Source organism: Phyllobacterium sp. UNC302MFCol5.2 (assembly GCF_000686005.1).
GTDB classification, from domain to species: Bacteria; Pseudomonadota; Alphaproteobacteria; order Rhizobiales; family Rhizobiaceae; genus Phyllobacterium; species Phyllobacterium pellucidum.
Genome location: NZ_JMLL01000010.1, coordinates 1,609,503 through 1,633,432 on the forward strand (window position 1 = coordinate 1,609,503; position 23,930 = coordinate 1,633,432).

Sequence of the window (23,930 nt, forward strand, 5' to 3'; positions counted from 1 at the left end):
TGGACATTTCGATTTCTTATGGTCAATATGCGTTGTTTGCAGTGCAGCAATCTGTAGCCAGATAAGCGCGCCAAACCAAAACTACTTTAGTTCATATTCGGAGTTGCGGTCTTGCCTATCAAGAAAATCCTTGTCGCCAATCGTTCGGAAATCGCGATCCGCGTGTTTCGCGCTGCCAATGAACTCGGCATGAAAACCGTGGCGATTTGGGCGGAAGAGGACAAGCTTGCGCTGCATCGCTTCAAGGCGGACGAATCCTACCAGGTGGGGCGTGGACCGCATCTTGCCAAGGATATGGGGCCGATCGAAAGCTATCTCTCGATCGAGGAAATCATCCGCGTCGCCAAGCTTTCCGGGGCCGATGCAATTCATCCGGGCTATGGCCTGCTTTCGGAAAGTCCGGAGTTTGCCGAAGCCTGCGCCGAGGCGGGCATCATCTTTATCGGCCCCAAGCCTGAAACCATGCGACGGCTCGGCAACAAGGTCGCCGCGCGCAACCTCGCGATCGAAATCGGCGTTCCTGTCGTGCCGGCCACCGATCCGCTTCCTGACGACATGGAAGAGGTCAAACGGCTCGCCGACAAGATCGGCTATCCTGTGATGCTCAAGGCGTCATGGGGCGGCGGCGGGCGCGGCATGCGGGCCATCTTCAAGCCGGAAGATATTGCCCGGGAGGTCACCGAGGGCAAGCGCGAGGCCAAGGCGGCGTTCGGCAAGGATGAAGTCTATCTCGAAAAGCTCGTTGAGCGCGCGCGCCATGTCGAGGTGCAGATCCTCGGCGACACGCACGGCAATGCCGTGCACCTCTTCGAGCGCGACTGCTCTATTCAGCGCCGCAACCAGAAAGTGGTGGAACGCGCCCCGGCGCCCTACCTCAACGAGGCGCAGCGCAAGGAAATCTGCGACTACGGCCTGAATATCGCCAAATCGACCAGTTATATCGGAGCCGGAACGATCGAGTTCCTGATGGATTCCGATACCGGCTCATTCTATTTCATCGAGGTCAATCCGCGCATCCAGGTCGAACACACGGTGACGGAGGAAGTGACCGGGATCGACATCGTCAAGGCACAGATCCGCATCCTCGAAGGCACTACCATCGGAACGCCCGAATCGGGTGTGCCGGCACAAAAGGACATCAGGCTCAACGGCCACGCCCTGCAGTGCCGTATCACCACAGAGGATCCCGAGCAGAATTTCATTCCCGATTATGGCCGCATCACCGCCTATCGCGGCGCAACTGGCTTCGGCATCCGACTCGACGGCGGCACAGCCTACTCGGGCGCTGTCATCACGCGCTTTTATGATCCGCTCCTCGAAAAGATCACCGCCTGGTCACCGACGGCCGAAGAGACCATCCACCGCATGCACCGCGCCTTGCGCGAGTTTCGTATTCGCGGCGTTGCAACGAACCTGACCTTCCTTGAAGCCATCATCACGCATCCGAAGTTCACCGACAATTCCTACACGACGAAGTTCATCGACACGACGCCGGAACTCTTTGCGCAGGTGAAGCGGCAGGACCGCGCCACCAAACTCTTGACCTACCTTGCCGATGTGACGATCAACGGGCATCCGGAAACCAAGGGTCGCGCCACCCCGCCGAAGGAAGCGGCGCTCCCGCGCGTCCCCTTCATTGAAGCGTCGATTCCAGATGGCACCAAGCAGTTGCTGGACCAGCTTGGACCAAAGAAGTTCGCTGAGTGGATGCGCAATGAAGAGCGCGTGCTCGTCACCGATACGACCATGCGGGACGGGCACCAGTCGCTGCTGGCGACACGCATGCGCACCTATGACATCGCCCGCGTCGCCGGAACCTACGCGCGCGCGCTCCCGCAATTGTTCTCGCTCGAATGCTGGGGCGGGGCGACCTTCGACGTTGCGATGCGCTTCCTGACGGAGGATCCGTGGGAGCGGCTGGCGGAAATTCGCGAGCGCGCGCCCAACATCCTGTTGCAGATGCTTTTGCGCGGCGCCAATGGCGTCGGCTACAAGAGCTATCCGGATAATGTCGTCAAATATTTCGTCAGCCAGGCGGCGCGCGGCGGTATCGACGTGTTCCGAGTTTTCGACAGCCTGAACTGGGTCGAAAACATGCGTGTCAGCATGGATGCGGTCATCGAGGAGAATAAGCTCTGCGAAGCGGCGATCTGCTACACTGGCGACATTCTCAACTCTGCGCGGCCGAAATATGATCTCAAATATTATGTCGACCTTGCCCGCGAGGTCGAGAAAGCGGGCGCTCATATCATCGCCGTCAAGGACATGGCCGGGCTACTGAAACCTGCCGCAGCCAAGGTTTTGTTCAAGGCGCTGCGGGAAGCAACCGATCTGCCGCTGCATTTCCATACGCACGACACATCGGGGATCGCGGCCGCGACGGTCCTTGCTGCCGTTGACGCGGGGGTCGATGTGGTCGATGCCGCCATGGATTCACTCTCCGGCAATACCTCGCAGCCTTGTCTCGGTTCCATCGTTGAGGCGTTGAAGGGCACGGAGCGCGATCCCGGCCTCGATCCTGAATGGATTCGCCGTATTTCCTTCTACTGGGAGGCGGTGCGCACCCAGTACGCGGCATTCGAAAGTGATCTCAAAGGACCGGCTTCGGAAGTCTATCTGCACGAAATGCCTGGCGGCCAGTTCACCAACCTGAAGGAGCAGGCCCGGTCGCTCGGTCTCGAAACCCGCTGGCACGAGGTGGCGCAGGCCTATGCCGACGTCAACCAGATGTTCGGCGACATCGTCAAAGTGACGCCGTCGTCGAAGGTCGTGGGCGACATGGCGCTGATGATGGTGAGCCAGGATCTGTCGGTAGCGGACGTGAAAAACCCCGGCAAGGACATCGCCTTCCCGGATTCGGTCGTCTCCATGATGCGCGGCGACCTTGGCCAGCCGCCAAAGGGTTGGCCCAAGGAGATCCAGAAGAAGGTTTTGAAGGACGAGAAGCCATTCACCGAACGACCGGGCGCGCTGCTCGCGCCGGCGGATCTCGAGGCGGAACGCAACGACATCGAAACCAAGCTCGAACGCAAGATCACCGACCAGGAGTTTGCCTCCTATCTTATGTATCCGAAGGTATTTACCGACTTTGCCACCACGCACGATACCTATGGGCCGACGAGCGTCCTGCCGACCCATGTCTATTTCTATGGGCTGGCGCAGGAGGAAGAGGTGTTCCTCGATATCGAACGCGGCAAGACATTGGTCGTGCGCAACCTTGCCATGGGCGAGGCCGACGACAAGGGCATGTGCACGGTCTTCTTCGAACTCAACGGCCAGCCACGCCGGGTCAAGGTGCCCGATCGCACGCGCGCCGCGGGTGGAGCGGGCGTCCGCCGCAAAGCGGAACTCGGCAATGACAAGCATGTCGGCGCGCCAATGCCGGGTATCGTATCGACGGTCGGCATCGCTCCGGGGCAGAAGACCAATGCCGGCGACGTATTGCTGTCCATCGAAGCAATGAAGATGGAAACGGCGTTGCGCGCCGAGCGCGACGGCACCGTAGCCGAAGTTCTTGTCCGTGCCGGCGACCAGATCGATGCCAAGGACCTTTTGGTGGTCTACGAATAGGGCCGGTTTCCATTTAGTGGAGTGTTGCAAGGGCCCCAAACGGGGCCTTTGTCGCAAAAGGATGCCCTAGAGTGCGTGTTTATGCATAAATGTGCAATTGATATTGCCGATATCGGCAGCATGGGATACAAGGATGCGACGGAGGAACGTCCTTGCTGAAAGATCTATCCCCGGACGAACGCAAAAGCATGATCCTGCGGCGGATCAACGAGAACGGTCGTGTGCTCGCCAACATGATTGCGTCGGAGTTCGGCGTCTCAGAAGATTCCATACGCCGTGACCTGCGTGAACTGGCGGATCAGGGCCTCGTTCAACGCTTTCATGGCGGGGCAGCACGCAGCAGAACGGGACCGAGAAGTTTCCAGCAACGCGCGCGCGAAGAGACCGCCGGGAAAAAGGCGATCGCCCGGGCAGCGGCAGCGCTTATTCCGCCCGATGCAACGATGGTGCTTGATTCCAGCACGACGGTTCTCGAATTCGTGCGCGCCCTTCCTGCCGATTTCAGAGCCTGCATCATCACGAGTGCACCGGATATCGCGGTCGCGGCGCTCGATCATCCGCTTTGCGAGGTTATATTGCTTGGCGGAACCCTGAATCGGCTGACGCGCAGCGTGATCAGCCAATCGACGCTGGCCGAAGTTCAATCGATGCGCATCGACTACTGCGTGCTTGGCGCCTGCGCTGTCGATGAAAGCCTGATGCTGCGAGCCGAAAATTATGATGATGCGCGCATGAAACTGGCCTTTGCCGAGGCGAGTAACGAAGTCCTGTTGTTGGCAACCAGCGACAAGCTGGTGAAGCGGGGTCCGTTCGCCATCGGGCCGATCACCCTGATATCCACCCTCGTCACCGATACCACGGCCGACCCCTCGATCCTTGATCGCATAGGCGGTGCTGGTGTCGACGTGATCGTTGCCGCCGATAAACAAGCCTGATTTTATGTGAGTGAATTTTATGTCCGTCCAAGCCCAATCTGCAACTGGTGAAGCCCCAATGGATGCCGCGACCTTTCGCAGGAAAGCTGTTTATGGCCGCTGGGCCGTCGCCAGCGCGTTTTTCTTCAATGGCTTCCTCGTCGGCAGCTGGGCTCCGCAGATACCGGTTTTCATGACGCGACTCGGCATCAGCGAGTTCACGCTCGGGCTTCTTATCCTGGTGTTCGGCATAGGGGCGCTGGCTTCGATGCCCTGGTGCGGCTATCTCATCGAAAAACATGGATCGCGCGCAGTGGTGAAGGGGTTTGCCATATTCTGCTCCTTCTCGCTCCTTCTCGTTGCCCTCGCGCCCAACGTGATAAGCGCCGCACCGGCGCTGTTTCTGTTTGGCGCAGTCATCGGCGGGATGGATGTCGCGATGAATGCAAATGCGGTGGAGGTCGAGAAAAAACTCTCCCGCGCCGTCATGTCGTCCTCGCACGGCTTCTGGAGCCTCGGTGGCTTTGCCGGCGGCGGACTTGGGGGCATCCTGATCGAAGCGCATGGACATCTGGCGCATGCCGTCGTCGTGACGATCATCGCGATCGCGATCGGCCTCATTGCATTCCGGTTCATGATTACCGAGGAAGCGCCCGTCAGGCACGAGAAGCAGAAGCTGGCGTTCCCCACCAATCCCTTGATCTACCTTATCGGCCTGATGGCGCTCTTCTCCATGGTTCCGGAAGGGTCGGTGCTCGATTGGGCAGCGCTCTATCTGCGCCAGGAGCGCGGGGCCGATATCGCCACGGCCGGTTTCGCATTTGCGGCATTTTCGGGCACGATGTCGATCATGCGTTTTCTCGGCGATGGCGTGCGCGACCGTTTCGGGGCCGTCAATACGCTGCGCATTTCCGCGCTGATTGGTGCGTCGGGAATGCTTGCCGCCAGTATCGCGCCGACCTCGTGGATTGCCATCCTCGCCTTTGCCTTTTCCGGCCTCGGCATCGCCAACATGGTGCCTATCGCCTTTTCGGCAGCCGGCAACCAGAAGGGCACGTCATCAGGCGTGGCCCTTAGCATGGTTACGCTCATGGGTTATTCGGGGATACTCGTTGCGCCTTCGGCAATCGGTTTTGTCGGCGGCAAGACCGGGTTCGGACCGATCTATATGGTGCTCGCGGGTCTGCTTGTCGTCGTCTTCCTCATGGCCAACCTTGCCAGGAGCGCGGATCAAAAAGTGCGTTAGGCCCGGCGCGCGGCACCCATGGGTTTTTTTCGCTGCAACAGGAAATCGCTGACGCGACGGCCGGGCTTTTTCGCCTTGAAGCCGATATGCATTTCCGGCGCGAGTTCGCCGGTCAGGTCGAGCGTCGCGTGCTCGCCTACGGCGTCGCTGTGCTCATCGAGCCAATCTTCAGCGGCGGCGCGCCCAAGATCACGCAGATATTCGAGGAAGGCCCATTCGGCATTGATCTTCGAGGAAGAAGACAGGCCCGCCAGGGCCTCGTCAGCGTCGATGCGATGCATTCGGATATGGCGGTAGTCGCCATGCTGAAGCCGCCCTGCATCGATCAGTGAGTTGACGAAGGCAATCGAGCGGAATTCGCGCAGCAGCGCGGCATTGAATGTGATTTCGTCGATCCGCTCGCTGATTTCGCGTGCGGTCTTTGGCGTGCCGCGGCGCTCGATCGGATTGATCTGGACGAGGAGAACATCCTCGCTCTCGCTCGAATAGAAGAACGGGTAGAGGGCAGGATTGCCGCCATAGCCGCCATCCCAATAGGGCTCGCCGTCGATTTCCACCGCCTGGAAAATATAGGGAAGGCACGCGGAGGCCATCACGACGTCGGCGTTCAGTTCTGATTGCGAGAAAACGCGCAGGCGCCCCGTCTCGACATTCGTGGCGGAAATGAAGAGCTTTAGCTTGGGGCAGGCCTTCACCCGGTCGAAGTCGATTTCCTTTTCGATTACGTCGCGCAACGGATTGAGATTGAAGGGATTGAACTCATAGGGCGAAAAAACGCGCGAGATCTGTTCAAACAGGTTGAAGCCAAAGCCATTCTCGATCGACCAGTTCCCAAAGAACCTGTCCCAGGGCGAGCGCTGCACCGGGCTGAATTGGCCGGTTCGGCCCACTGCGCGCCAGAAATCATGCAATTTGGCGCGCGCCCCTTCGGCACCATTGTGTGCCCAGCCATCGGCAAGAGCCACGGCATTCATTGCGCCGGCGCTGGTACCTGAGACGCCCTCGATTGTCAGTCGCCCGTCCTCCAGAATGCGGTCGAGCACGCCCCACGTAAAGGCGCCGTGAGAACCACCACCCTGAAGGGCGATGTTGATGGCCTTGGTTTTGGCCATTATGCCGCTGTCCAGCCGCCGTCGACGGAAATTGACGTCCCGGTGATCTGTGCTGCGGCGTCGCTGGCGAGAAACACCACCGTCGCACCGATCTGGTCGACCGTCGCGAACTCCTTCGTCGCCTGCTTGTCCAGCATCACTTCGCGGACCACCGTATCGCGATCCATGTTGTGCGCCTTCATCTGATCGGGGATCTGGGCCTCGACCAAGGGCGTAAGGACATAACCCGGGCAAATTGCGTTGCAGGTGATATGTTTTTCAGCGACTTCGAGGGCCACGGTCTTGGTCAGGCCGAGAATGCCGTGCTTGGCAGAGACATAGGCCGACTTGAAAGGCGAGGCGCGCAGGCCATGGGCCGACGCGATATTGATGATGCGGCCCCAGCCGGATTTCTTCATATGCGGTAGCGCTGCAGCAGTGGTGTGGAACGCCGAGGTCAGGTTGATCGCGATGATCGCATCCCATTTCTCGACCGGAAACTCATCGACCGGCGCGACGAACTGGATCCCGGCATTGTTGACGAGTACGTCGACACTGCCGAAGGTATCGGCCGCCTTTTCGATCAGCGCCCGACACTCGCCGCCGTTCGACATGTCCGCCTTGATGTAGACGACTTCGACCCCATGCTTTTCAGTGATCTCCTTGGCGAGCGCATGATCCTCGGGGCGATCGGTAAAGGAGTTGATCACGACGTTGTAGCCAGCGGCTGCGAGTGCATGGGCAGAACCGAGGCCGATTCCGGAGTTGGAACCTGTGACGACTGCGGTCTTTTCGGTCATGGCAAAGGCTTCCTTCGATTTCAAACAACCGCCGCCTCGCGGCCCGGGGAATATATTGCATTGCAGCAAAATTGCTAGGCTCGCAGCCGTGAGACTTTGTCATGGAAGCTCTGCATTCAGCGGGTAGCATAATTGGAACTTTTCTCTTCGACGCTGAGGGGCGGTTTGTGTTGACAAACAGCGATAGCTGCGCCACCTGAACGGGATAGCTGGAGCGTGATGATGTCTGACTATTATTCCGACCCCTTTCCCCGGCGTCCATCTGTTGGTGTCGATGTCGGCGGCGTAATGGTGGGTGGCGGTGCGCCGATTGTCGTGCAGTCGATGACCAACACGGATACTGCCGACGTCGACGGCACCGTGGCGCAAGTCGCCGCGCTGTCGCGTGCCGGATCGCAGATTGTGCGTATCACCGTCGACCGTGACGAATCCGCTGCCGCTGTTCCAAAAATTCGCGAGCGACTCGACAGGCTCGGTCTCCCGGTGCCGCTCGTTGGCGATTTTCACTATATCGGCCACAAGCTTCTCGCCGATCACCCGGCCTGCGCGGAGGCGCTGGCCAAATACCGCATCAATCCGGGCAATGTCGGCTTCAAGGAGAAGAAGGACGCGCAATTCGGCGCCATCATCGAGATGGCGATCCGCTACGACAAGCCTGTGCGCATCGGCGTCAACTGGGGTTCGCTTGACCAGGAGCTCCTGACGGCGCTCATGGATCAGAATCACAAGGCAGGGGCGCCGCTCACCGCCGAGCAGGTTACCCGCGAGGCGATCGTCCAGTCGGCGTTAATTTCGGCGCAGCTTGCCGAAGAGATCGGCCTTGCCCGATCAAAGATCATTCTCTCCGCGAAGGTCAGCCAGGTACAGGATCTGATTGCAGTCTATGCCGAGCTGGCACGCCGCACGGACCACGCGCTTCACTTGGGCCTGACCGAGGCCGGCATGGGTTCGAAGGGTATTGTCGCATCGTCCGCCTCGCTCGGCATCCTCCTGCAACAGGGGATTGGCGATACGATCCGCATTTCGCTGACCCCCGCGCCCGGCGGCGACCGCACCCAGGAGGTGCAGGTGGCGCAGGAACTTCTGCAGACCATGGGCTTTCGCCAGTTTATTCCCATTGTCGCTGCCTGCCCCGGCTGCGGACGCACCACGTCTACCGTTTTCCAGGAATTGGCGCAGTCGATTCAGAGCGACATCCGCAAGAACATGCCGATCTGGCGCGAGAAGTATCCCGGCGTCGAGGCGCTCAATGTCGCCGTCATGGGGTGCATCGTCAATGGTCCGGGCGAGTCGAAGATGGCCGATATTGGGATATCCCTGCCGGGAACCGGTGAAACGCCGTCAGCGCCTGTGTTCGTCGATGGCAAAAAGGTTGCGACCCTGCGCGGTGCTGGCATTGCCGAGGATTTCCAGAAGATGGTCGCCGATTACATCGAACACCGGTTCGGCCAGCAGTCCGCCGGATCGCACGCCGCCGAATAGAGTGCTAGCTGCGCCGCTCGGCAATGAAACGGGCAGCGTCCTTTAACAGTGCGGCCGAAGCGCCGTAGGGCGAAAGCAGTTCTTCCGCCTGGGCGACCAGGCCGGCAAGCTGGCGCTTGGTCCAGTCGATCCCATGCAACGAAACGAGCGTGGCCTTGCCGGCGGCAGCATCCTTGCCGGTCGCCTTGCCCATGCGGCTCGCATCGGCAGTCACATCCAGCAAGTCGTCGGCGAGTTGAAAGGCTAGCCCAATAGCCGAGCCATATTCCGCCAGCCGTTCGCGATCCTTCACGCCGGCATTGCCGATAATGGCCCCGGCCTCGCAGGCGAAACGGATGAGCGCGCCGGTCTTCATTGCCTGCAGGCGAATAATGCCTTCCTCGTCGGGTTTGACCGTTTCCGCTTCAAGATCAAGCGCCTGCCCCCCGGTCATGCCGCCTATGCCGGCAGCGCGCGCCAATTGCGTGATGAGTGGCAGTCGCGCGGAGGGAGGCAGCTCGGTCGCCTCGTCCGAAATGAGTTCGAAAGCGTAGGTCAGGAGGCTGTCGCCGGCAAGAATGGCGGCGGCCTCGTCGAATTTGCGATGCACTGTCGGCTGGCCTCGACGCAAATCGTCATCGTCCATGGCTGGAAGATCGTCATGGACGAGGGAGTAGCTGTGGATGCATTCGAGCGCCGCTGCGACGCGCAGCGCCGCGAGGTTGTCGGCTCCGAAAAGGGCTGCACTTTCCATCACAAGGAAAGGCCGCAGGCGCTTGCCCCCATTGAGCACGCCATGGCGCATCGCGGCCATCAGGCGCGGCGGCCGGCTGATTTCGCCGGTGCGCGAGCGATCAGAGAGGAGTTCGCCAAGCAATGCTTCGACGGCCGCCGCTCGCTGCTGCAAGGTAATCTCGAACAATGAAAAGCCCTGATCCGTCATCATCATCCGCCAATGACCGAAAAATTGCTCGCCGGTCAATGGGGCTGGTTGCAGCTGCCATCAATTTGCTGCGCTGCCGTGTGTGGATAATGCATAAAACTGCAGAATGAATTCCCTTCCGCGGCGCTTTGCTCTATGTCCAAGAAGAGTTTTAGCGCGGACGGACTGAGTGACGAGGGTATTGGTTAGAAACAAGCGGGGGAGAGGTTATCTGGTCGGGCCCGGTCGTTCGCCCGTCGGACGGCTGATACGATACGCCGTCCTTGCCGGCGTTGTTTTGATCATGCTGCCGCTGGTTCTTCTGAGCCTCTATCGTATTCCTTTCGTGCATCCGGTCTCGACGCTCATGGTCAAGGACCTCGTGACGTTTTCAGGTTACGACCGGCGCTGGGTGCCCATCGAGCAAATCTCACCGGTGCTGATCAATTCGGTGATGATGTCCGAAGATGCGCGGTTCTGCTTTCATTCAGGCGTTGACTGGGACGCGCTGAATTCCGTTGTCTCTGATGCGATCGATGGCGAGCAGACCCGTGGCGCTTCGACAATCACCATGCAGACGGCCAAGAACCTTTTCCTCTGGACCAGCCGTTCCTTCATCCGCAAAGGTCTGGAAGTGCCGCTTGCGATGCTGACGGATCTGATCCTGCCCAAGCAGCGGATTATGGAAATCTACCTGAACATCGCAGAATGGGGTCCGGGCATCTATGGCGTCGAAGCAGCGGCACAGCATCATTTCAACACAAGTGCAGCAAAGCTTTCACCGCGCCAGGCAGCCTATCTCGCAGTAACCCTCCCCAATCCGATCGTCCGCAATCCGGCAAAGCCGGGACGCGGCATGCAGACACTCGCGCGGCTCAACGAACGCCGGGCGCGCGGTGCGGGCGCCTATATCGGCTGCGTGAAGTAGGTTCGGAGCCACCCCGCACGGCGCCAAACGCACCGGCATCGGCGCTTGCGACAAAAAATATGCGAGTCCTGCTGGTCAAAAGCTCTCAAGCCGTGTATAGCCCCACCCGAACTTTCCGGAATTTTGTCCATTGTGACAGGCTCAAATCGGGCCAGTGCCGGATTTTGACTGATTACTGGAGCTGGAACAATGGCTGTACCTAAACGAAAAACTTCCCCGTCGAAGCGCGGCATGCGCCGTTCCGCTGACGCCCTGACTGCCCCGACCTATGTCGAGGACAAGAATTCCGGCGAACTGCGCCGTCCGCACCACGTCGATCTGAAGACCGGCATGTATCGCGGTCGCCAGGTGCTGACGCCGAAGGAAGGCTGATCGCCCCTTCGATACGCTTGAATAAAAAGACCGGCTTCAGGCCGGTCTTTTTATTTGGTGGGCAGGTTTATTGCAGCAATGCATGTCGCCGTCGCTGCAGAAATTCGCGCATGGCCGGCACATCGCAAAGGCCAATTGCGCGATCGTAGGCGGATCGCGCTTCATCGCCGCGTCCGAGCGACGTCAGCAAGTGCGCTGCAACTGCCCAATAGGGTTGGTAGCTTTTCACCGCCGTGCCGGGAATGCTCTCGAGCAGCTTCAAGCCGAGCGCCGGACCGCGCGCCTCGGCAATGGCCGCCGCCCTGCCCACCATCGCTCCGATCGTAGGCGCATGGGCAATAAGACCTTCGTAGAGAAGTGCAATCTCCTCCCAGTCAATGCTCCCGGTTCGCTTGCGCTGAGCGTGAACCGACTGGATTGCCGCTTCGAGCTGAAAGCGGCCGACACGGCGGTATGGTGCTGCCGAGCGCAGGAGTTGCTCCGCTTCCTCGATCATCGGCTGCGACCAAAGTGCGGTGTCCTGTTCCACAAGCGGAACATAATTGCCGGCGGCGTCGCGCCGCGCATTGTGCCGCGATTCACAATAGAGCATGAGCGCCAGCAGGCCGCGCACCTCCGGCTCGTCGGGCATGAACCGCAGAAGCAAGTGGCAGAGCTCCATGGCCTCACGGCCAAGGCCCCTGCTGCGCGGATGGTCGCCCGCGATGTCATCCCAACCGCTGCCGTAGGCGGCGTAGATGGCCTCGATGACAGCATTGAGCCGCTGGGGCAGGTCCACTGCTGCGGGTATCTCGAACTCCATGCCGGCGTCGCGGATCTTGCGCTTGGCGCGGGCAAGGCGCTGGCCCATCGCAGCGGGTTGCACCAGAAATGCCGAGCCGATACGCGCAGCATCAAGGCCGAGCAAAGTCTGCAGCATAAGCGGCGTGTGCGCGGCTCGATCGATGGCAGGGTGCGCGCATATGAAGAGCAATTTCAATCGTTCGTCGGGAAAGGACGGCGCGGCATCGGCCATGTCATGCGCCTCCTCGGCAATTGCGAGCAATGTCGGTATCGCAGCAGTCCTGACACGCGTGCGGCGCATCGCATCCGACAGACGGTTGCGTGCTACCGCAAGCAGCCAGGCTTCGGGTTTGACAGGAATGCCATTGCGTGGCCAGTTTTCGAGGGCCGAGGCGAAAGCATCGGCAAGCGCGTCCTCCGCGGCAGTCAGGTCACGCGAACGCGCCGCGAGAAAGACAACGAGCCGGCCGTAGGAATGACGCGCCGCCATCTCGACGACGCGGCGCGTATCCTCATCGCTCATGGGCTTCACATCGGAATGTTTGGCCGAACTTCGACAACGCCGCCCGCCACGGCAGCCGGGGACCGGGCCGCCCAACTGAGCGCGGTATCGAGATCGGGCACGTTGATGATGTAGAAACCGCCGAGCTGTTCCTTGCTGTCGGCATAAGGTCCGTCCTGGACCTGCGGCTGACCATCCCGCAATTTTATCGTGGTCGCCGTCTCAGGCGCCTGAAGTCCGGCGCCAGTGACCATAATGCCAGCCTCCCTCAGGACTTGCGAATAAGCCATCCATCCGGCGACATAGGCTTGCTGTCTCGCTGGGTCTGTTCGCGCCGCATATGCATCTTGCGTCTCATAGGCCAAAATCGTGTAGTTCATGGCTGTTCCTTCCCGGTTATAGCGCAAAGACATGCGCCCGACGCAATGACGGCTCACCGCAGCGCATTTTGACATGAACCGAAGATTTTTCCCGAGCCTATTTGATTTCAATCTCGATGAAGGAATATTCGCCGTCATTGGCGTTAATGACGTCGTGTTCGACGCCCTCCGAGCGAAAATAAGGCACGCCCTTTTTCATGTCCGCAAAGGACTCGCCATCCTTGGTCAGGAGTTTGACCCGTCCGTCCATCATCGGCACGACGACATAATCGTGGCCATGCCGGTGCCAGCCCGTATTGTCTCCCGGCGCAAACCGATACTCCGTCACCACAACGCGGTCATTGTCGATGAAGACGGTTGCCTTGGCTGATCCGGACATGCGGTCTAACCCTGGCCGCCATCGGCGACAAAGCCAGCGGCCTCGACGCCGGCGATCGCTGCCGTCTCGTCATTATCGGACGTGTCGCCACTGATGCCGACTGCGCCAATAACCTCGCCCTTGGCATTCTTGACAAGTACGCCGCCGGCAACCGGGATCACATTTCCGCCGGACGAAGCGACAAGGCCTTCCATGAAATGTGGACGGTCCTTGGCGAATTTTTCCACGGTACGCGAACCGGCACCGATAGCCAGGGCGCCATAGGCCTTGCCGAAAGCGATCTCAAAGCGGAGCATCGACGAGCCGTCCTGCTTCTGGAAGGCCTTGAGGTGGCCGCCCGCGTCGAGAACGGTGACCGAAAGCGGTCGCATCCCGGTTTCGGCGCCTTTGGCCAATGCGGCCTTGATGATGGAATTGGCTTTCGAAAGTGTGATGTACGCCATGATGGTCTCTCTGCGATAGATGTCGAATGAAAGCAGGCTTCGGAGCGAAGCCCATTGTCGAATGAAGCAGGTTGCTATTTATCGAGCGAGTCGAGTTTACGCTGCATCGCTGCGATCTGTTCCTTCAACTCGTCGAGGCCGCCGCCATCCTTGGTGGGTTTGTCGGATACCTCGCCCGCTTCGGGCTCCGGGCCCTTGCCGAGCGGAAAGGGCGTAAACATGCGCATTGCGTTCTGCAGCATTTCAGTGTTGCGCCGCACCTGCTCTTCGACCAGCTTGATAGGGGCGCTGACATTCATCATGTCCATTGGCGTCTTGCCGAAGGCCGCGCTCAGCTGCTCGCGCATACGCTCCTGCTCCTTGGCGAAAGCCTGCATGGACTGTTCGAGGAATGTCGGCAAAACCACCTGCATTTGATCGCCGTAGTAGGCAATCAACTGGCGCAGGAACGGGATCGGCAACATGTTCTGCCCATCCTTGTTCTCCAGTTCGAAGATGATCTGCGTCAGAACCGAATGCGTGATGTCCTCCCCCGTCTTCGCATCTTGTACTGTAAAGTCCTCATTGCGCTTGACCATTTCGGCCAGATCCTCAAGCGTCACATAGGTACTCGTGCCGGTATTGTAGAGACGCCGATTGGCATATTTCTTGATCACGACGTCGCCAGTTTTTCCTGCCATTGCTCAACTCCCCAACCTCGCGCCCTCCGCCGAATTTGCGTGCCGGCTTACGGATCAAGCGGGAAGGATAGGGGCAAAGCGCGGCAATTCAAAGAGAATTGTGCAGCGCATCCAACGCGATGCGAGGAAGGTCATGCTGCGCTGCAGCAATGGATAATTTGGCCTTCGGAAACAAATGCCTTGTCAAACGATTGCGGGGAGGGAATTCTGTCGGGGAAGTGTGCTGCACCAACCAGCATTACAAATTTGAGGAGACCTCCCATGAGCCAATCGATCGTCATTGCCAGTGCGGCGCGCACCGCTGTCGGGTCATTCAACGGCGCATTCGCCAATACGCCGGCGCATGAACTTGGTGCTGCCGTCATCAAGGAGGTCCTGGCGCGGGCCGGCGTGGAGGCAGCAGATGTGGATGAAGTCATTCTCGGCCAGGTGCTGACGGCCGGCGAGGGCCAGAACCCTGCGCGTCAGGCAGCCATCGCTGCCGGTATCCCGCAGGAGGCAACCGCCTGGAGCCTCAACCAGGTGTGCGGCTCGGGCCTGCGCGCCGTGGCGCTGGGTATGCAGCAAATTGCAACAGGCGATGCCAATATCATCGTCGCCGGCGGACAGGAATCGATGTCCTTGAGCCCGCACTGCGCGCATCTTCGCGCCGGTGTGAAGATGGGCGACTACAAGATGATCGATACGATGATCAAGGACGGCCTCACCGATGCGTTTCATGGCTATCATATGGGCATCACCGCAGAGAACATTGCCCGCAAGTGGCAGTTGACGCGCGAGGAACAGGACAGTTTCGCCCTCGCCTCGCAGAACAAGGCCGAGGCCGCGCAAAAGGCCGGGAAGTTCAAGGACGAGATCGTTCCCTTCACCATCAAGACGCGCAAAGGCGACGTTGTCGTTGCCGATGACGAATATATTCGCCATGGCGCCACGATGGATGCGCTGACCAAGCTGCGTCCGGCCTTCGACAAGGAAGGCACCGTGACCGCAGGCAACGCCTCCGGGTTGAACGATGGCGCGGCCGCCGTCGTACTGATGACGGAGGAAGAAGCCAATCGCCGTGGTATCAAGCCGCTTGCCCGTATCGCTTCCTGGGCGACCGCCGGCGTTGACCCGGCAATCATGGGAACCGGGCCGATCCCTGCCTCGCGCAAGGCGCTGGAGAAAGCCGGCTGGAAAGCCGAGGATCTCGACCTGGTCGAAGCCAACGAGGCATTTGCTGCGCAGGCCTGCGCCGTCAACAAGGACCTCGGCTTCAATCCCGATATCGTCAACGTCAATGGCGGCGCCATTGCGATCGGACATCCGATCGGCGCTTCGGGTGCGCGCATTCTCAATACGCTGCTTTTTGAGCTCAAGCGCCGTAACGGCACGAAGGGGCTCGCAACCCTTTGCATCGGCGGCGGCATGGGCGTTGCACTCTGCATCGAACGCCTCAAGGACTAATCCGCTGAGGACCGGCGCGCATTTGACGGGCCGGTCCATTTCGCACGGTCGGTAGGCCCTGCGCTTTCGATTTTCTCAACATTTTCTTGATTGGCATAAATACGTTTAAAGGGAGGGCGACAATGACAAAAACAGCAATCGTAACAGGCGGAACACGTGGCATCGGCGCTGCCATAAGCATTGCGCTGAAGAAGGCCGGCTATAATGTTGCGGCAAACTACGCCGGCAATGACGAAGCGGCGCAGAAATTCAGCAAGGAAACCGGCATACCAGCCTACAAATGGGACGTGTCCAACTATGAGGAATGCGCAGCCGGCATAGCCAAGATCGAGGCCGATCTCGGCCCGGTCGCCGTTCTCGTCAACAATGCCGGCATCACGCGCGATGCAATGTTCCACAAGATGACGCCGGCGCAGTGGAATGACGTCATCAATACGAACCTCACGGGCCTCTTCAACATGACGCACCCGGCGTGGAACGGCATGCGTGACCGCAAATTTGGGCGGGTGATCAACATATCGTCGATCAACGGTCAGAAGGGCCAGGCGGGACAGGCGAATTATTCGGCGTCGAAGGCAGGCGATATCGGCTTCACCAAGGCGCTGGCCCAGGAGGGCGCGCGCGCCGGCATCACCGTCAACGCCATCTGCCCGGGCTATATCGGCACAGAGATGGTGCGCGCGATCGACGAGAAGGTGCTCAACGAGCGCATCATTCCGCAAATCCCGGTCGGCCGTCTCGGTGAGCCGGAGGAAGTCGCGCGTTGCGTGGTGTTCCTGGCATCGGACGATGCCGGCTTCATCACCGGCTCCACGATCTCGGCGAATGGCGGACAATATTTCAGCTGATCCTGCCAAAGAGTGTCGCGCGGTCTCGCGAGACACTCTTCATTCGCAAGCCCTGAATCTTCTCCTAACAGCGATGTCGTACTTGCGTAACAAGGCGCGAAACGACAGGGCTTTACCTGGCCGTTGCGCGCTTCCAGTCGGATTCGCAGGAGTAAAACCACACGCAGTACTTTTCTGCTCGAATTTCTAATAACTTATTGAATTTACAGTCGTATTTTATTCAATCGGGCGTCTTTCATTCTGGCATTATCGTTAATGCAGATGCCACAGGACTGCTCATCTCGGCAAAAGCCGATTCAGCATTTAGCTGGACTCGGATTGCAAAAATCTACATATTGCCGTGAACAAATCAGGAATCTCATCCTAGAGCTGATTCGTAGCTGATTCGTTCTTCTCGCGTTCTATTTCTTAATGGAAGACTCCGTGAATCGGTTCATGATTGTTTATCCGGTCGCCCCCGCATACTTTCTGTCGGACGTTGAAAGTGCTACGCGGAAAAGCATGCCCGGCTACTACTCATTCACCTGATTGGGCCTTGGTACCGGTATTGGAATGTAGTTGATGAACCTTATGCCCACCTCTGAACTTCCTCTCGTCCTGACGGGCCGTGACGTTACGGCCGTACTCGGACCGACAAATACGGGAAAGACGCATCTCGCCATTGAACGGATGCTATCGCACCAGACCGGGATGATCGGCCTGCCGCTGCGGCTACTCGCGCGCGAGGTCTATAACCGCGTGGTGCAGCGGGTCGGCGTGGCAAACGTTGCGCTGATAACGGGCGAGGAAAAGATCAATCCAGTCGGCGCGCGCTATTCAGTCTGCACAGTGGAAGCCATGCCGCGCCAGACCGACATGGATTTCGTCGCCATCGACGAGGTGCAGCTCGCCAATGATCTCGAGCGCGGGCACATATTCACCGATCGCATCCTGCATCTGCGCGGACGCCAGGAAACATTGTTGCTCGGCGCCGCCACCATGCGCGGTATTCTCGAAAAGCTCCTGCGCGGCATTTCCGTCGTCACGCGGCCGCGGCTTTCCAACCTCACCTATGCGGGATCGAAGAAGATTACCCGCCTGCCGCCGCGCACCGCGGTCGTAGCCTTCGCGGCCGAGGAGGTCTATGCGATCGCCGAACTCATCCGGCGCCAGAACGGCGGCGCTGCCGTGGTGATGGGCGCCTTGAGTCCCCGGACGCGCAATGCGCAGGTCGAAATCTACCAGTCGGGCGATGTCGACTATCTGGTCGCGACCGACGCGATCGGCATGGGTCTCAACCTTGATGTCGACCATGTCGCCTTTGCCCAGGACCGGAAATTTGACGGCTATCAGTTCCGCAACCTTTCTTCGGCCGAGATCGGCCAGATTGCCGGCCGAGCCGGGCGGCACTTGCGCGACGGTACCTTTGGGGTCACGGGGGCAATTTCCGGTTTTTCCGAGGAGCTGGTGCAACGCGTCGAGTCGCACACATTCGACCCGGTCAAGATATTGCAGTGGCGGACGGCTCGTTTCGACTATTCGAGCATCGCTGCGCTGAAGCGTTCGATCGAGACACCGGCACCGATCGAAGGGCTGACGCGTGCGCTCCCCGCCGTCGACCAGCAAGCGCTCGAGTTTCTTTCGGCCGATCCCGACGTTGCCCCGCTTGCCAATACGCCGGAGCGCGTGGCGCTGTTGTGGGATGCCTGCGCGCTTCCAGACTACCGCAAGATCGCGCCGGCGCAGCATGCCGACATCATCGCGTCGGTCTATACCGATCTCGTCGAATTCGGTCATGTAAACGAGAATTACATGGCCGAAGAGGTGCGCCGGGCCGATTCCACGGACGGTGACATTGACGCTCTTTCACGCAGGATCGCCCAGATCAGAACGTGGACTTTTGTGTCGCACAGGCCCGGATGGCTGGCAGATCCGACACATTGGCAAGAAAAGACGCGTGAAATTGAGGACAGACTATCCGATGCACTGCATGAACGGTTGACGAAACGCTTCGTAGACCGCAGGACAAGCGTGCTTATGAGGCGCCTGAGAGAGAATACAATGCTAGAAGCCGAAATCAGCCCTGCCGGGGACGTCGTTGTCGAAGGGCACCATGTTGGACGCCTGGACGGATTCCGTTTCACAACGGACGCACAGGTCGAGGGAACGGATGCCAAAGCCCTCCGGGCAGCCGCGCAAAAAGCCCTGGCTGCGGAGTTCGAGAGCCGGGCAGAGCGCTTTGCCGCGTCTGCCAATGGCGACTTCGCCCTCGGGTCGGATGGAACCCTGCGCTGGATAGGCGCCCCGATCGCGTCGGTGGTGCCGGGCGAGCAGGCGCTCAAGCCGCGCGCCGTCCTTCTGGCGGATGAGCAATTGACGGGTCCGGCGCGCGATAAGGTTGCCGCGCGCGTCGATCGTTTCCTGGCGCATCATATCGAGACGGTCCTCAAGCCGCTGGTTGATCTCGCCAATGCCGATGCGCTCGTCGGTATCACCAAGGGACTTGCCTTCCAGCTCGTCGAAAATTTCGGTGTCCTGCAGCGCCGCGATGTTGCTGACGACGTTCGCGGCCTCGATCAGGACTCGCGCGCTGCGCTTCGCAGGCTCGGGGTGCGGTTCGGCGCGTACCACGTCTTCCTGCCACTGCTCTTGAAGCCCGCTCCGGCCGGCCTGTTGACGCTGCTCTGGGCGCTCAAGGAAGACGCCAAGGATCGTCCGGGTTATGGCGACGTCGTGCAGGTGCTTGCAGCGGGACGCACGTCGGTCGTCACCGATGCAAGCTTTGATCCTGCATTCTACCGCCTTGCCGGTTACCGCCTGCTTGGCCGCCGCGCCGTTCGCATCGATATTCTCGAACGGCTCGCTGATCTCATCCGCCCGGCTCTCGGCTGGAAGCCTGGAACCGGCACGCGTCCGGATGGCGCTTACGATGGGACGCGCTTCGTCGTAACCCCGGCAATGATGTCGATTCTTGGCGCGACTGCCGACGACATGGAAGAGATTCTGAAGAATCTCGGCTACCGTGCGGAAGCGACCGACGCCGCAGCAGTCGCCGCCAAGCTCGTCGAGCTCGATGCGGCCCCCGTGCCCGCGCAAGAAGCGGCTCCGGCTGCGGAAGGTGGCGCAGCCGAAGCAACGGCAGAACCGGTTGCAGCCGATGCTGTCGAGGCAGAGCACGCCGCATCCGAAGCCACGTCGACAGTAGCTGAACCCGCTGCCGCACCGGCAGAGACCACGGTTGTCGCCAGCGCTCCCGCAGAAGCGGCGGAAACTGTAGAGGCTGCACCGAGCGCCCCAGAAGAAGCGCCAAAGCCAATTCTTTTGTGGCGGCAGGCCCGTTTCGATGGCCGCGGCAATCGCGGCAATCAGGAAAAGCGCGGCAACGCCCGTGGTGCGGAAGCCCGGGGCAACAACCAGGCCGAGCAACGCAGCCCTCGTCCGGCCAACAACGAGAATGTGCGGCCCGAGCGGAGCGAGCGCAAGGAACATTTCGGCGGCAAGGGCAAGCCCGGAGGCAATGATCGCTTCAAGAACGAAGGCGGCAAGCCCAACAACGGCAAGCCGCAGCATGGCAAGCGTCCCGAGCGCGAGGAGCGGCCAGTCAAGATCGACATGGATTCGCCCTTTGCCAAGCTCCTTGCCTTGAAGGAGCAACTGAAAAAATAGGATGTCGGACCGGCAGCGCATCGACAAGTGGCTATTCTTCGCGCGGGTCGTCAAATCCCGTTCCCTCGCAGCGAAACTTGTCTCGGGCGGTGGCGTTCGGCTCAACAAGGACAAAGTCGACCAGCCGTCGCATGGCGTCAAGGCGGGCGATGTGCTGACGATTACGCTTGATCGGCGCATACTCATCTATCGAGTGCTCGATGGCGGACAAAGACGCGGCCCGGCCGAAGAAGCGCGCACGCTCTATGAGGATATGTCGCCGCCGCCAGTGCCTAAAGGCGATGTGAGCAAACTCGACTTGCTGCCGAAACGCGACGCCGGCAGCGGGCGCCCGACAAAGCGCGAACGCCGGCAGGTGGATCGCCTGATGGATGGCATCGACGACGACCGCGACAATTGACGGCTCAATTGCAAGTATTGACGGCGACGTCGAAATAATCTCCACCAAAGGCCGCACAGCTAAAATATTATTCCGCAATCTGCGCTAGCAAAGGATGCTGGTTGCTTGTTGACGGGCCTGCCCGGTGCGAAGAAAGGCGGCGCGCATACTTGGATTTGCCCTTGGCCAGGTCGGATGGAGTTCGTTTCCGCGACTTAGACCTTTGACGGGGCGCGTTCTGGTGCCGCAGCCGATTTTCCCCTCTTGTCAGCCCGGCGCCAAATCGTTACCTCAACCGCTGACACACTGAGTGTGGTGTCTTCAGGAGCCTGCAAATGACTTACGTTGTGACCGATAACTGCATCCGCTGCAAATATATGGATTGCGTTGAGGTCTGTCCGGTCGATTGTTTCTATGAAGGCGAAAATATGCTCGTCATTCATCCTGACGAATGCATCGATTGCGGCGTGTGCGAACCTGAATGTCCGGCGGAAGCGATCAAGCCGGATACCGAGCCGGGTCTCGATAGCTGGCTGCAGATTAACGCGGAATATGCCGACAAGTGGCCTAATATCTCGCAGAAGCGCGATGCACCTGCCGATGCGAAGGAGATGGACGGCGTCGAAGGCAAGTTTGAAAAATTCTTTTCAGCGGAGCCCGGCGAAGGCGATTGAATCGTTCGCGAATCCCATGTTTGCAAGACTTGATTTGCTGCAATTTTCAAGACTTGCATTCTGACTATTTTTGAGCAAGTGCAGCAAAAAGTTGATTCTAATCACTTTTCATGTTATGGTCCTTTGATATGTTGATCATTGGACGTCAATTTCGTGGCGCTAAAGCATAAATCACCAATCGGCTAGATTTATTTCGGACCTAACAGTTCAGGGTGTGGTTGTTTGTGTGCCTCAGCCCGCTGGTTTGTCCGGATTGCTTTTGCGTGAACATATTGACGGCCGACAGACCGGTAATCCGGGTCCAGTGGTTGGTTCTAGCCGGTGCGTTTTGCCGGGCGCAACAAGGAGTTATTAAGCGAATGACAGCAGTTCAGCAGAAGAAAGCCGCCCAGCGTATTGGATTTAAAACGGGTGAATTTATTGTATATCCTGCCCACGGTGTAGGCCAGATCGTAAATATTGAAGAACAGGAAGTTGCAGGCCACAAGCTCGAACTCTTCGTCATCGATTTCCAGAAAGACAAGATGCGTTTGAAGGTACCGGTTGCCAAGGCGACTGCGATCGGCATGCGCAAGTTATCCGAGACCGACTATGTCGATCGCGCATTGAAGGTTGTCCAGGGCCGCGCCCGTATCAAGCGCACCATGTGGTCGCGCCGCGCGCAGGAATATGATGCAAAAATCAATTCCGGCGACCTTATCTCGATTTCGGAAGTCGTGCGCGACCTTTTCCGCGCAGACAATCAGCCTGAACAGTCTTATTCGGAACGCCAGCTTTACGAAGCTGCGCTCGACCGCATGGCGCGTGAAATTTCCGCCGTCAACAAGATGTCGGAAACAGAAGCCGTCCGGCTGATCGAGGTTAACCTCGCCAAGGGCCCGAAGCGCGGTGCGAAGGCTGAAGAAGCCGATGCCGATGCTGACATCGCCGTCGAAGACGAACAGGAAGAAGCGGCATAAGCTGTTTTTTCATCGATCGTAAAAAGCCCGGCAATGCCGGGCTTTTTTATTGTCATTCGCTGATGATCTTGACCTTGTCGCCGACGGAGACGGTGCCGCCTGGCGGCAGTGCATTGATCAGGCGGAAGAGATCGAGCTTGCGATCCGTCCCCATGATCTGATTGGAAAGGCTTACGAGCGTGTCACCGGGCTTGACGATGACGACCCGGATACGCAGCGGCTTGATGCTCGCCTTTTCCTGCGTGGTGAGCAGGCGGAAGCTCTGGATAACGGTCTGTGACGCAGGGTTGAGCGCGGCGCTTCCGGCCGGCGCGGCGGTCAGGAACCGGTAAATGCGGTTGCCGGCGTTGACGACGAAGATGTCGAACTCCCAGCGGTCCGCCCGTGCCTTCGCCGTCGCTGCGGGCATGCCATTGAAAGTCGTCGCGGTGACGCTCGCATTGTCGAGCCCGGTGACCCAGCCACTGCGCATATAGTCCGTCATCGAAGGGTTACCGGAGACCTGCGTTCCATCGAACCTGATGGCCACTTCGCCGGGGCCGGTTGCCATAACCGCATCGGCGCTGTTGTCGATGACGAAGCCTTCCGGCACTGTGAAGCTCACGCCAAGCAGCGGGTGAACGAAGCTGCGGCCGCGGACAAAACCCTCCTCGGGCGTATCGCCATAGAGGATGCCGTCGATGCCTTGCAGGAATGAATCGCGATCGGTGGTGCCGACGCCGGGGGCCCCAACCCGCCGGGCGTGGCCGCGGGCAAGCTCGATGCGCTGTGGCGCGGACGGGTGGCTCGCCAAAAAGTCGAGACTGGCGTCCGTCGCCCCGGAAACGCTGCGGAAATCCGCATAGGAGGCCATGGATTGCAGGAAGCGAGCGGCGGCAAACGGGTCATAGCCTGCCTCGCCGATCATCTTGATGCCGATCGCATCGGCCTGCAATTCTTGGTTGCGTGAGAATTGCGCCATGCGCAGCTTGCCGCGAATGAGGGCCTCGCGACCGGCGCTATCGTCCTGGAGGACTTCCGAGACGACACGCCCGGCAATCTGCGCTTCCTGTTCGCGCTGCTGCCGCTCGATGCCATGGTTGGCGATGACGTGACCCATTTCGTGGGCAATGACGGCGGCAAGCTCGGCGCTGTCATTGGCAAGCGCAAGCAGGCCGCGCGTCACGTAGAGATAGCCGCCGGGCAAGGCGAAAGCATTGATGTTCGGCGAGTTCAGAATGGTGATGCGATATGTGTGCGTCGGATTGTCGGACACGGTGGTCAGGTTGCCGACGACCTTCGCAACCATGCGCTCAAGCTTGGCATCCTTGTACTCGCCGCCATAGGTTGCAAGGATACGCGGATGCTGTTCGGCACTGAGCTTTGCCAGCCGGTCGTTCTTGCTGACATTGTCCACGGTCACGGGATTGGAGGAGGGGCCAATGGCGTCCTCCTTGGTCACGCTCAGCACCTGGCAACCTGACAAAAAGGCGAGCAGCAGCGTTGCCGACGCAAGATTCCTGCGGCGG

General features: G+C 59.6%; 21 protein-coding genes. 12 read left to right on the plus strand and 9 right to left on the minus strand.

Going from position 1 to position 23,930, the window contains the following annotated elements:
- Positions 1–111 precede the first annotated feature (111 nt).
- The 3 genes from pyc (at position 112) to BR48_RS0109800 (ending at position 5,730) form a co-directional block, all read left to right on the plus strand.
- On the plus strand, positions 112–3,570 hold the full coding sequence (gene pyc / locus BR48_RS0109790) for a pyruvate carboxylase (RefSeq protein ID WP_027231141.1): 3,459 nt from the start codon (positions 112–114) through the stop codon (positions 3,568–3,570).
- Positions 3,571–3,722: 152 nt separating this feature from the next.
- The gene (locus BR48_RS24230; RefSeq protein WP_051614729.1) at positions 3,723–4,505 is read left to right on the plus strand and encodes a DeoR/GlpR family DNA-binding transcription regulator; all 783 of its coding nucleotides are present in this window, start codon (positions 3,723–3,725) and stop codon (positions 4,503–4,505) included.
- A 58-nt stretch (positions 4,506–4,563) separates the two neighbouring features.
- Entirely contained in the window at positions 4,564–5,730 is a 1,167-nt protein-coding gene (locus tag BR48_RS0109800; RefSeq protein ID WP_027231142.1) for an MFS transporter, read from the plus strand.
- On the opposite strand, the gene BR48_RS0109805 is transcribed toward BR48_RS0109800, so the two are convergent.
- Together BR48_RS0109805 and BR48_RS0109810 are read right to left on the minus strand one after the other, a co-directional pair.
- Positions 5,727–6,842 carry a patatin-like phospholipase family protein gene (locus tag BR48_RS0109805; protein WP_027231143.1) on the minus strand — a complete coding sequence of 372 codons (1,116 nt, stop codon included), beginning with the start codon at positions 6,840–6,842 and terminating at the stop codon, positions 5,727–5,729. The two genes, BR48_RS0109800 and BR48_RS0109805, sit on opposite strands and share 4 nt — an antisense overlap.
- Positions 6,842–7,621: a 3-hydroxybutyrate dehydrogenase gene (locus BR48_RS0109810; RefSeq protein WP_027231144.1), complete on the minus strand. Its 780-nt coding sequence runs from the start codon at positions 7,619–7,621 to the stop codon at positions 6,842–6,844. The genes BR48_RS0109805 and BR48_RS0109810 overlap by 1 nt, the downstream gene beginning before the upstream one ends.
- A gap of 219 nt (positions 7,622–7,840) precedes the next feature.
- On the opposite strand from BR48_RS0109810, the gene ispG reads away from it, so the two are divergent.
- Complete coding sequence (gene ispG, locus BR48_RS0109815) at positions 7,841–9,103, plus strand: flavodoxin-dependent (E)-4-hydroxy-3-methylbut-2-enyl-diphosphate synthase (protein WP_027231145.1); 1,263 nt, start codon at positions 7,841–7,843, stop codon at positions 9,101–9,103.
- A gap of 4 nt (positions 9,104–9,107) precedes the next feature.
- Here the strand turns inward: ispG and BR48_RS0109820 are convergent, their stop codons facing one another.
- Entirely contained in the window at positions 9,108–10,025 is a 918-nt protein-coding gene (locus BR48_RS0109820; RefSeq protein ID WP_051614859.1) for a polyprenyl synthetase family protein, read from the minus strand.
- A 211-nt stretch (positions 10,026–10,236) separates the two neighbouring features.
- Between BR48_RS0109820 and mtgA the strand changes: the two genes are divergently transcribed.
- Together mtgA and rpmF are read left to right on the plus strand one after the other, a co-directional pair.
- On the plus strand, positions 10,237–10,932 hold the full coding sequence (gene mtgA, locus BR48_RS0109825) for a monofunctional biosynthetic peptidoglycan transglycosylase (RefSeq protein WP_027231147.1): 696 nt from the start codon (positions 10,237–10,239) through the stop codon (positions 10,930–10,932).
- A gap of 189 nt (positions 10,933–11,121) precedes the next feature.
- A complete protein-coding gene (gene rpmF, locus BR48_RS0109830) occupies positions 11,122–11,304 on the plus strand; it encodes a 50S ribosomal protein L32 (RefSeq protein ID WP_027231148.1) in 183 nt (60 codons plus the stop codon).
- A 67-nt stretch (positions 11,305–11,371) separates the two neighbouring features.
- Here rpmF and BR48_RS0109835 read toward each other — a convergent pair whose 3' ends face one another.
- The 5 genes from BR48_RS0109835 to phaR all read right to left on the minus strand — a co-directional run bounded on the left by BR48_RS0109835 (position 11,372) and on the right by phaR (position 14,471).
- Positions 11,372–12,610 (minus strand): DUF6596 domain-containing protein, encoded by a 1,239-nt coding sequence (locus BR48_RS0109835; protein WP_027231149.1) that lies wholly within the window; start codon positions 12,608–12,610, stop codon positions 11,372–11,374.
- A gap of 5 nt (positions 12,611–12,615) precedes the next feature.
- Positions 12,616–12,969 carry a YciI family protein gene (locus tag BR48_RS0109840; RefSeq protein ID WP_027231150.1) on the minus strand — a complete coding sequence of 118 codons (354 nt, stop codon included), beginning with the start codon at positions 12,967–12,969 and terminating at the stop codon, positions 12,616–12,618.
- A gap of 97 nt (positions 12,970–13,066) precedes the next feature.
- On the minus strand, positions 13,067–13,348 hold the full coding sequence (locus BR48_RS0109845; RefSeq protein WP_027231151.1) for a cupin domain-containing protein: 282 nt from the start codon (positions 13,346–13,348) through the stop codon (positions 13,067–13,069).
- Between the two features lie 5 nt (positions 13,349–13,353).
- Positions 13,354–13,791, minus strand: a complete 438-nt coding sequence (locus BR48_RS0109850; protein WP_027231152.1) for a heme-binding protein — start codon at positions 13,789–13,791, stop codon at positions 13,354–13,356.
- Positions 13,792–13,865: 74 nt separating this feature from the next.
- Positions 13,866–14,471 carry a polyhydroxyalkanoate synthesis repressor PhaR gene (gene phaR / locus BR48_RS0109855; protein ID WP_027231153.1) on the minus strand — a complete coding sequence of 202 codons (606 nt, stop codon included), beginning with the start codon at positions 14,469–14,471 and terminating at the stop codon, positions 13,866–13,868.
- Between the two features lie 261 nt (positions 14,472–14,732).
- On the opposite strand from phaR, the gene BR48_RS0109860 reads away from it, so the two are divergent.
- The 6 genes from BR48_RS0109860 (at position 14,733) to BR48_RS0109885 (ending at position 22,422) form a co-directional block, all read left to right on the plus strand.
- Complete coding sequence (locus tag BR48_RS0109860) at positions 14,733–15,917, plus strand: acetyl-CoA C-acetyltransferase (protein WP_027231154.1); 1,185 nt, start codon at positions 14,733–14,735, stop codon at positions 15,915–15,917.
- Positions 15,918–16,039: 122 nt separating this feature from the next.
- Positions 16,040–16,765, plus strand: coding sequence for a beta-ketoacyl-ACP reductase (locus tag BR48_RS0109865; RefSeq protein WP_027231155.1), 726 nt, complete (start codon positions 16,040–16,042; stop codon positions 16,763–16,765).
- Between the two features lie 561 nt (positions 16,766–17,326).
- Positions 17,327–20,410, plus strand: coding sequence for a helicase-related protein (locus BR48_RS0109870; RefSeq protein ID WP_027231156.1), 3,084 nt, complete (start codon positions 17,327–17,329; stop codon positions 20,408–20,410).
- Position 20,411: 1 nt separating this feature from the next.
- On the plus strand, positions 20,412–20,810 hold the full coding sequence (locus BR48_RS0109875; protein WP_027231157.1) for an RNA-binding S4 domain-containing protein: 399 nt from the start codon (positions 20,412–20,414) through the stop codon (positions 20,808–20,810).
- A gap of 314 nt (positions 20,811–21,124) precedes the next feature.
- The gene (gene fdxA, locus BR48_RS0109880; protein ID WP_027231158.1) at positions 21,125–21,463 is read left to right on the plus strand and encodes a ferredoxin FdxA; all 339 of its coding nucleotides are present in this window, start codon (positions 21,125–21,127) and stop codon (positions 21,461–21,463) included.
- Between the two features lie 359 nt (positions 21,464–21,822).
- The gene (locus tag BR48_RS0109885; RefSeq protein ID WP_027231159.1) at positions 21,823–22,422 is read left to right on the plus strand and encodes a CarD family transcriptional regulator; all 600 of its coding nucleotides are present in this window, start codon (positions 21,823–21,825) and stop codon (positions 22,420–22,422) included.
- A gap of 52 nt (positions 22,423–22,474) precedes the next feature.
- Here BR48_RS0109885 and BR48_RS0109890 read toward each other — a convergent pair whose 3' ends face one another.
- Positions 22,475–23,902: a M48 family metalloprotease gene (locus BR48_RS0109890; protein ID WP_027231160.1), complete on the minus strand. Its 1,428-nt coding sequence runs from the start codon at positions 23,900–23,902 to the stop codon at positions 22,475–22,477.
- Positions 23,903–23,930: the final 28 nt, after the last annotated feature.

Coding starts and splice junctions, on each gene's coding strand:
- BR48_RS0109800 (WP_027231142.1), top strand. CDS start 4,564: ATGGATGCCGCGACCTTTCGCAGGAAAGCTGTTTATGGCCGCTGGGCC.
- BR48_RS0109805 (WP_027231143.1), bottom strand. CDS start 6,842: ATGGCCAAAACCAAGGCCATCAACATCGCCCTTCAGGGTGGTGGTTCT.
- BR48_RS0109810 (WP_027231144.1), bottom strand. CDS start 7,621: ATGACCGAAAAGACCGCAGTCGTCACAGGTTCCAACTCCGGAATCGGC.
- ispG (WP_027231145.1), top strand. CDS start 7,841: ATGATGTCTGACTATTATTCCGACCCCTTTCCCCGGCGTCCATCTGTT.
- BR48_RS0109820 (WP_051614859.1), bottom strand. CDS start 10,025: ATGACGGATCAGGGCTTTTCATTGTTCGAGATTACCTTGCAGCAGCGA.
- rpmF (WP_027231148.1), top strand. CDS start 11,122: ATGGCTGTACCTAAACGAAAAACTTCCCCGTCGAAGCGCGGCATGCGC.
- BR48_RS0109835 (WP_027231149.1), bottom strand. CDS start 12,610: ATGAGCGATGAGGATACGCGCCGCGTCGTCGAGATGGCGGCGCGTCAT.
- BR48_RS0109840 (WP_027231150.1), bottom strand. CDS start 12,969: ATGAACTACACGATTTTGGCCTATGAGACGCAAGATGCATATGCGGCG.
- BR48_RS0109845 (WP_027231151.1), bottom strand. CDS start 13,348: ATGTCCGGATCAGCCAAGGCAACCGTCTTCATCGACAATGACCGCGTT.
- BR48_RS0109850 (WP_027231152.1), bottom strand. CDS start 13,791: ATGGCGTACATCACACTTTCGAAAGCCAATTCCATCATCAAGGCCGCA.
- phaR (WP_027231153.1), bottom strand. CDS start 14,471: ATGGCAGGAAAAACTGGCGACGTCGTGATCAAGAAATATGCCAATCGG.
- BR48_RS0109860 (WP_027231154.1), top strand. CDS start 14,733: ATGAGCCAATCGATCGTCATTGCCAGTGCGGCGCGCACCGCTGTCGGG.
- BR48_RS0109865 (WP_027231155.1), top strand. CDS start 16,040: ATGACAAAAACAGCAATCGTAACAGGCGGAACACGTGGCATCGGCGCT.
- BR48_RS0109870 (WP_027231156.1), top strand. CDS start 17,327: ATGAACCTTATGCCCACCTCTGAACTTCCTCTCGTCCTGACGGGCCGT.
- BR48_RS0109875 (WP_027231157.1), top strand. CDS start 20,412: ATGTCGGACCGGCAGCGCATCGACAAGTGGCTATTCTTCGCGCGGGTC.
- fdxA (WP_027231158.1), top strand. CDS start 21,125: ATGACTTACGTTGTGACCGATAACTGCATCCGCTGCAAATATATGGAT.
- BR48_RS0109885 (WP_027231159.1), top strand. CDS start 21,823: ATGACAGCAGTTCAGCAGAAGAAAGCCGCCCAGCGTATTGGATTTAAA.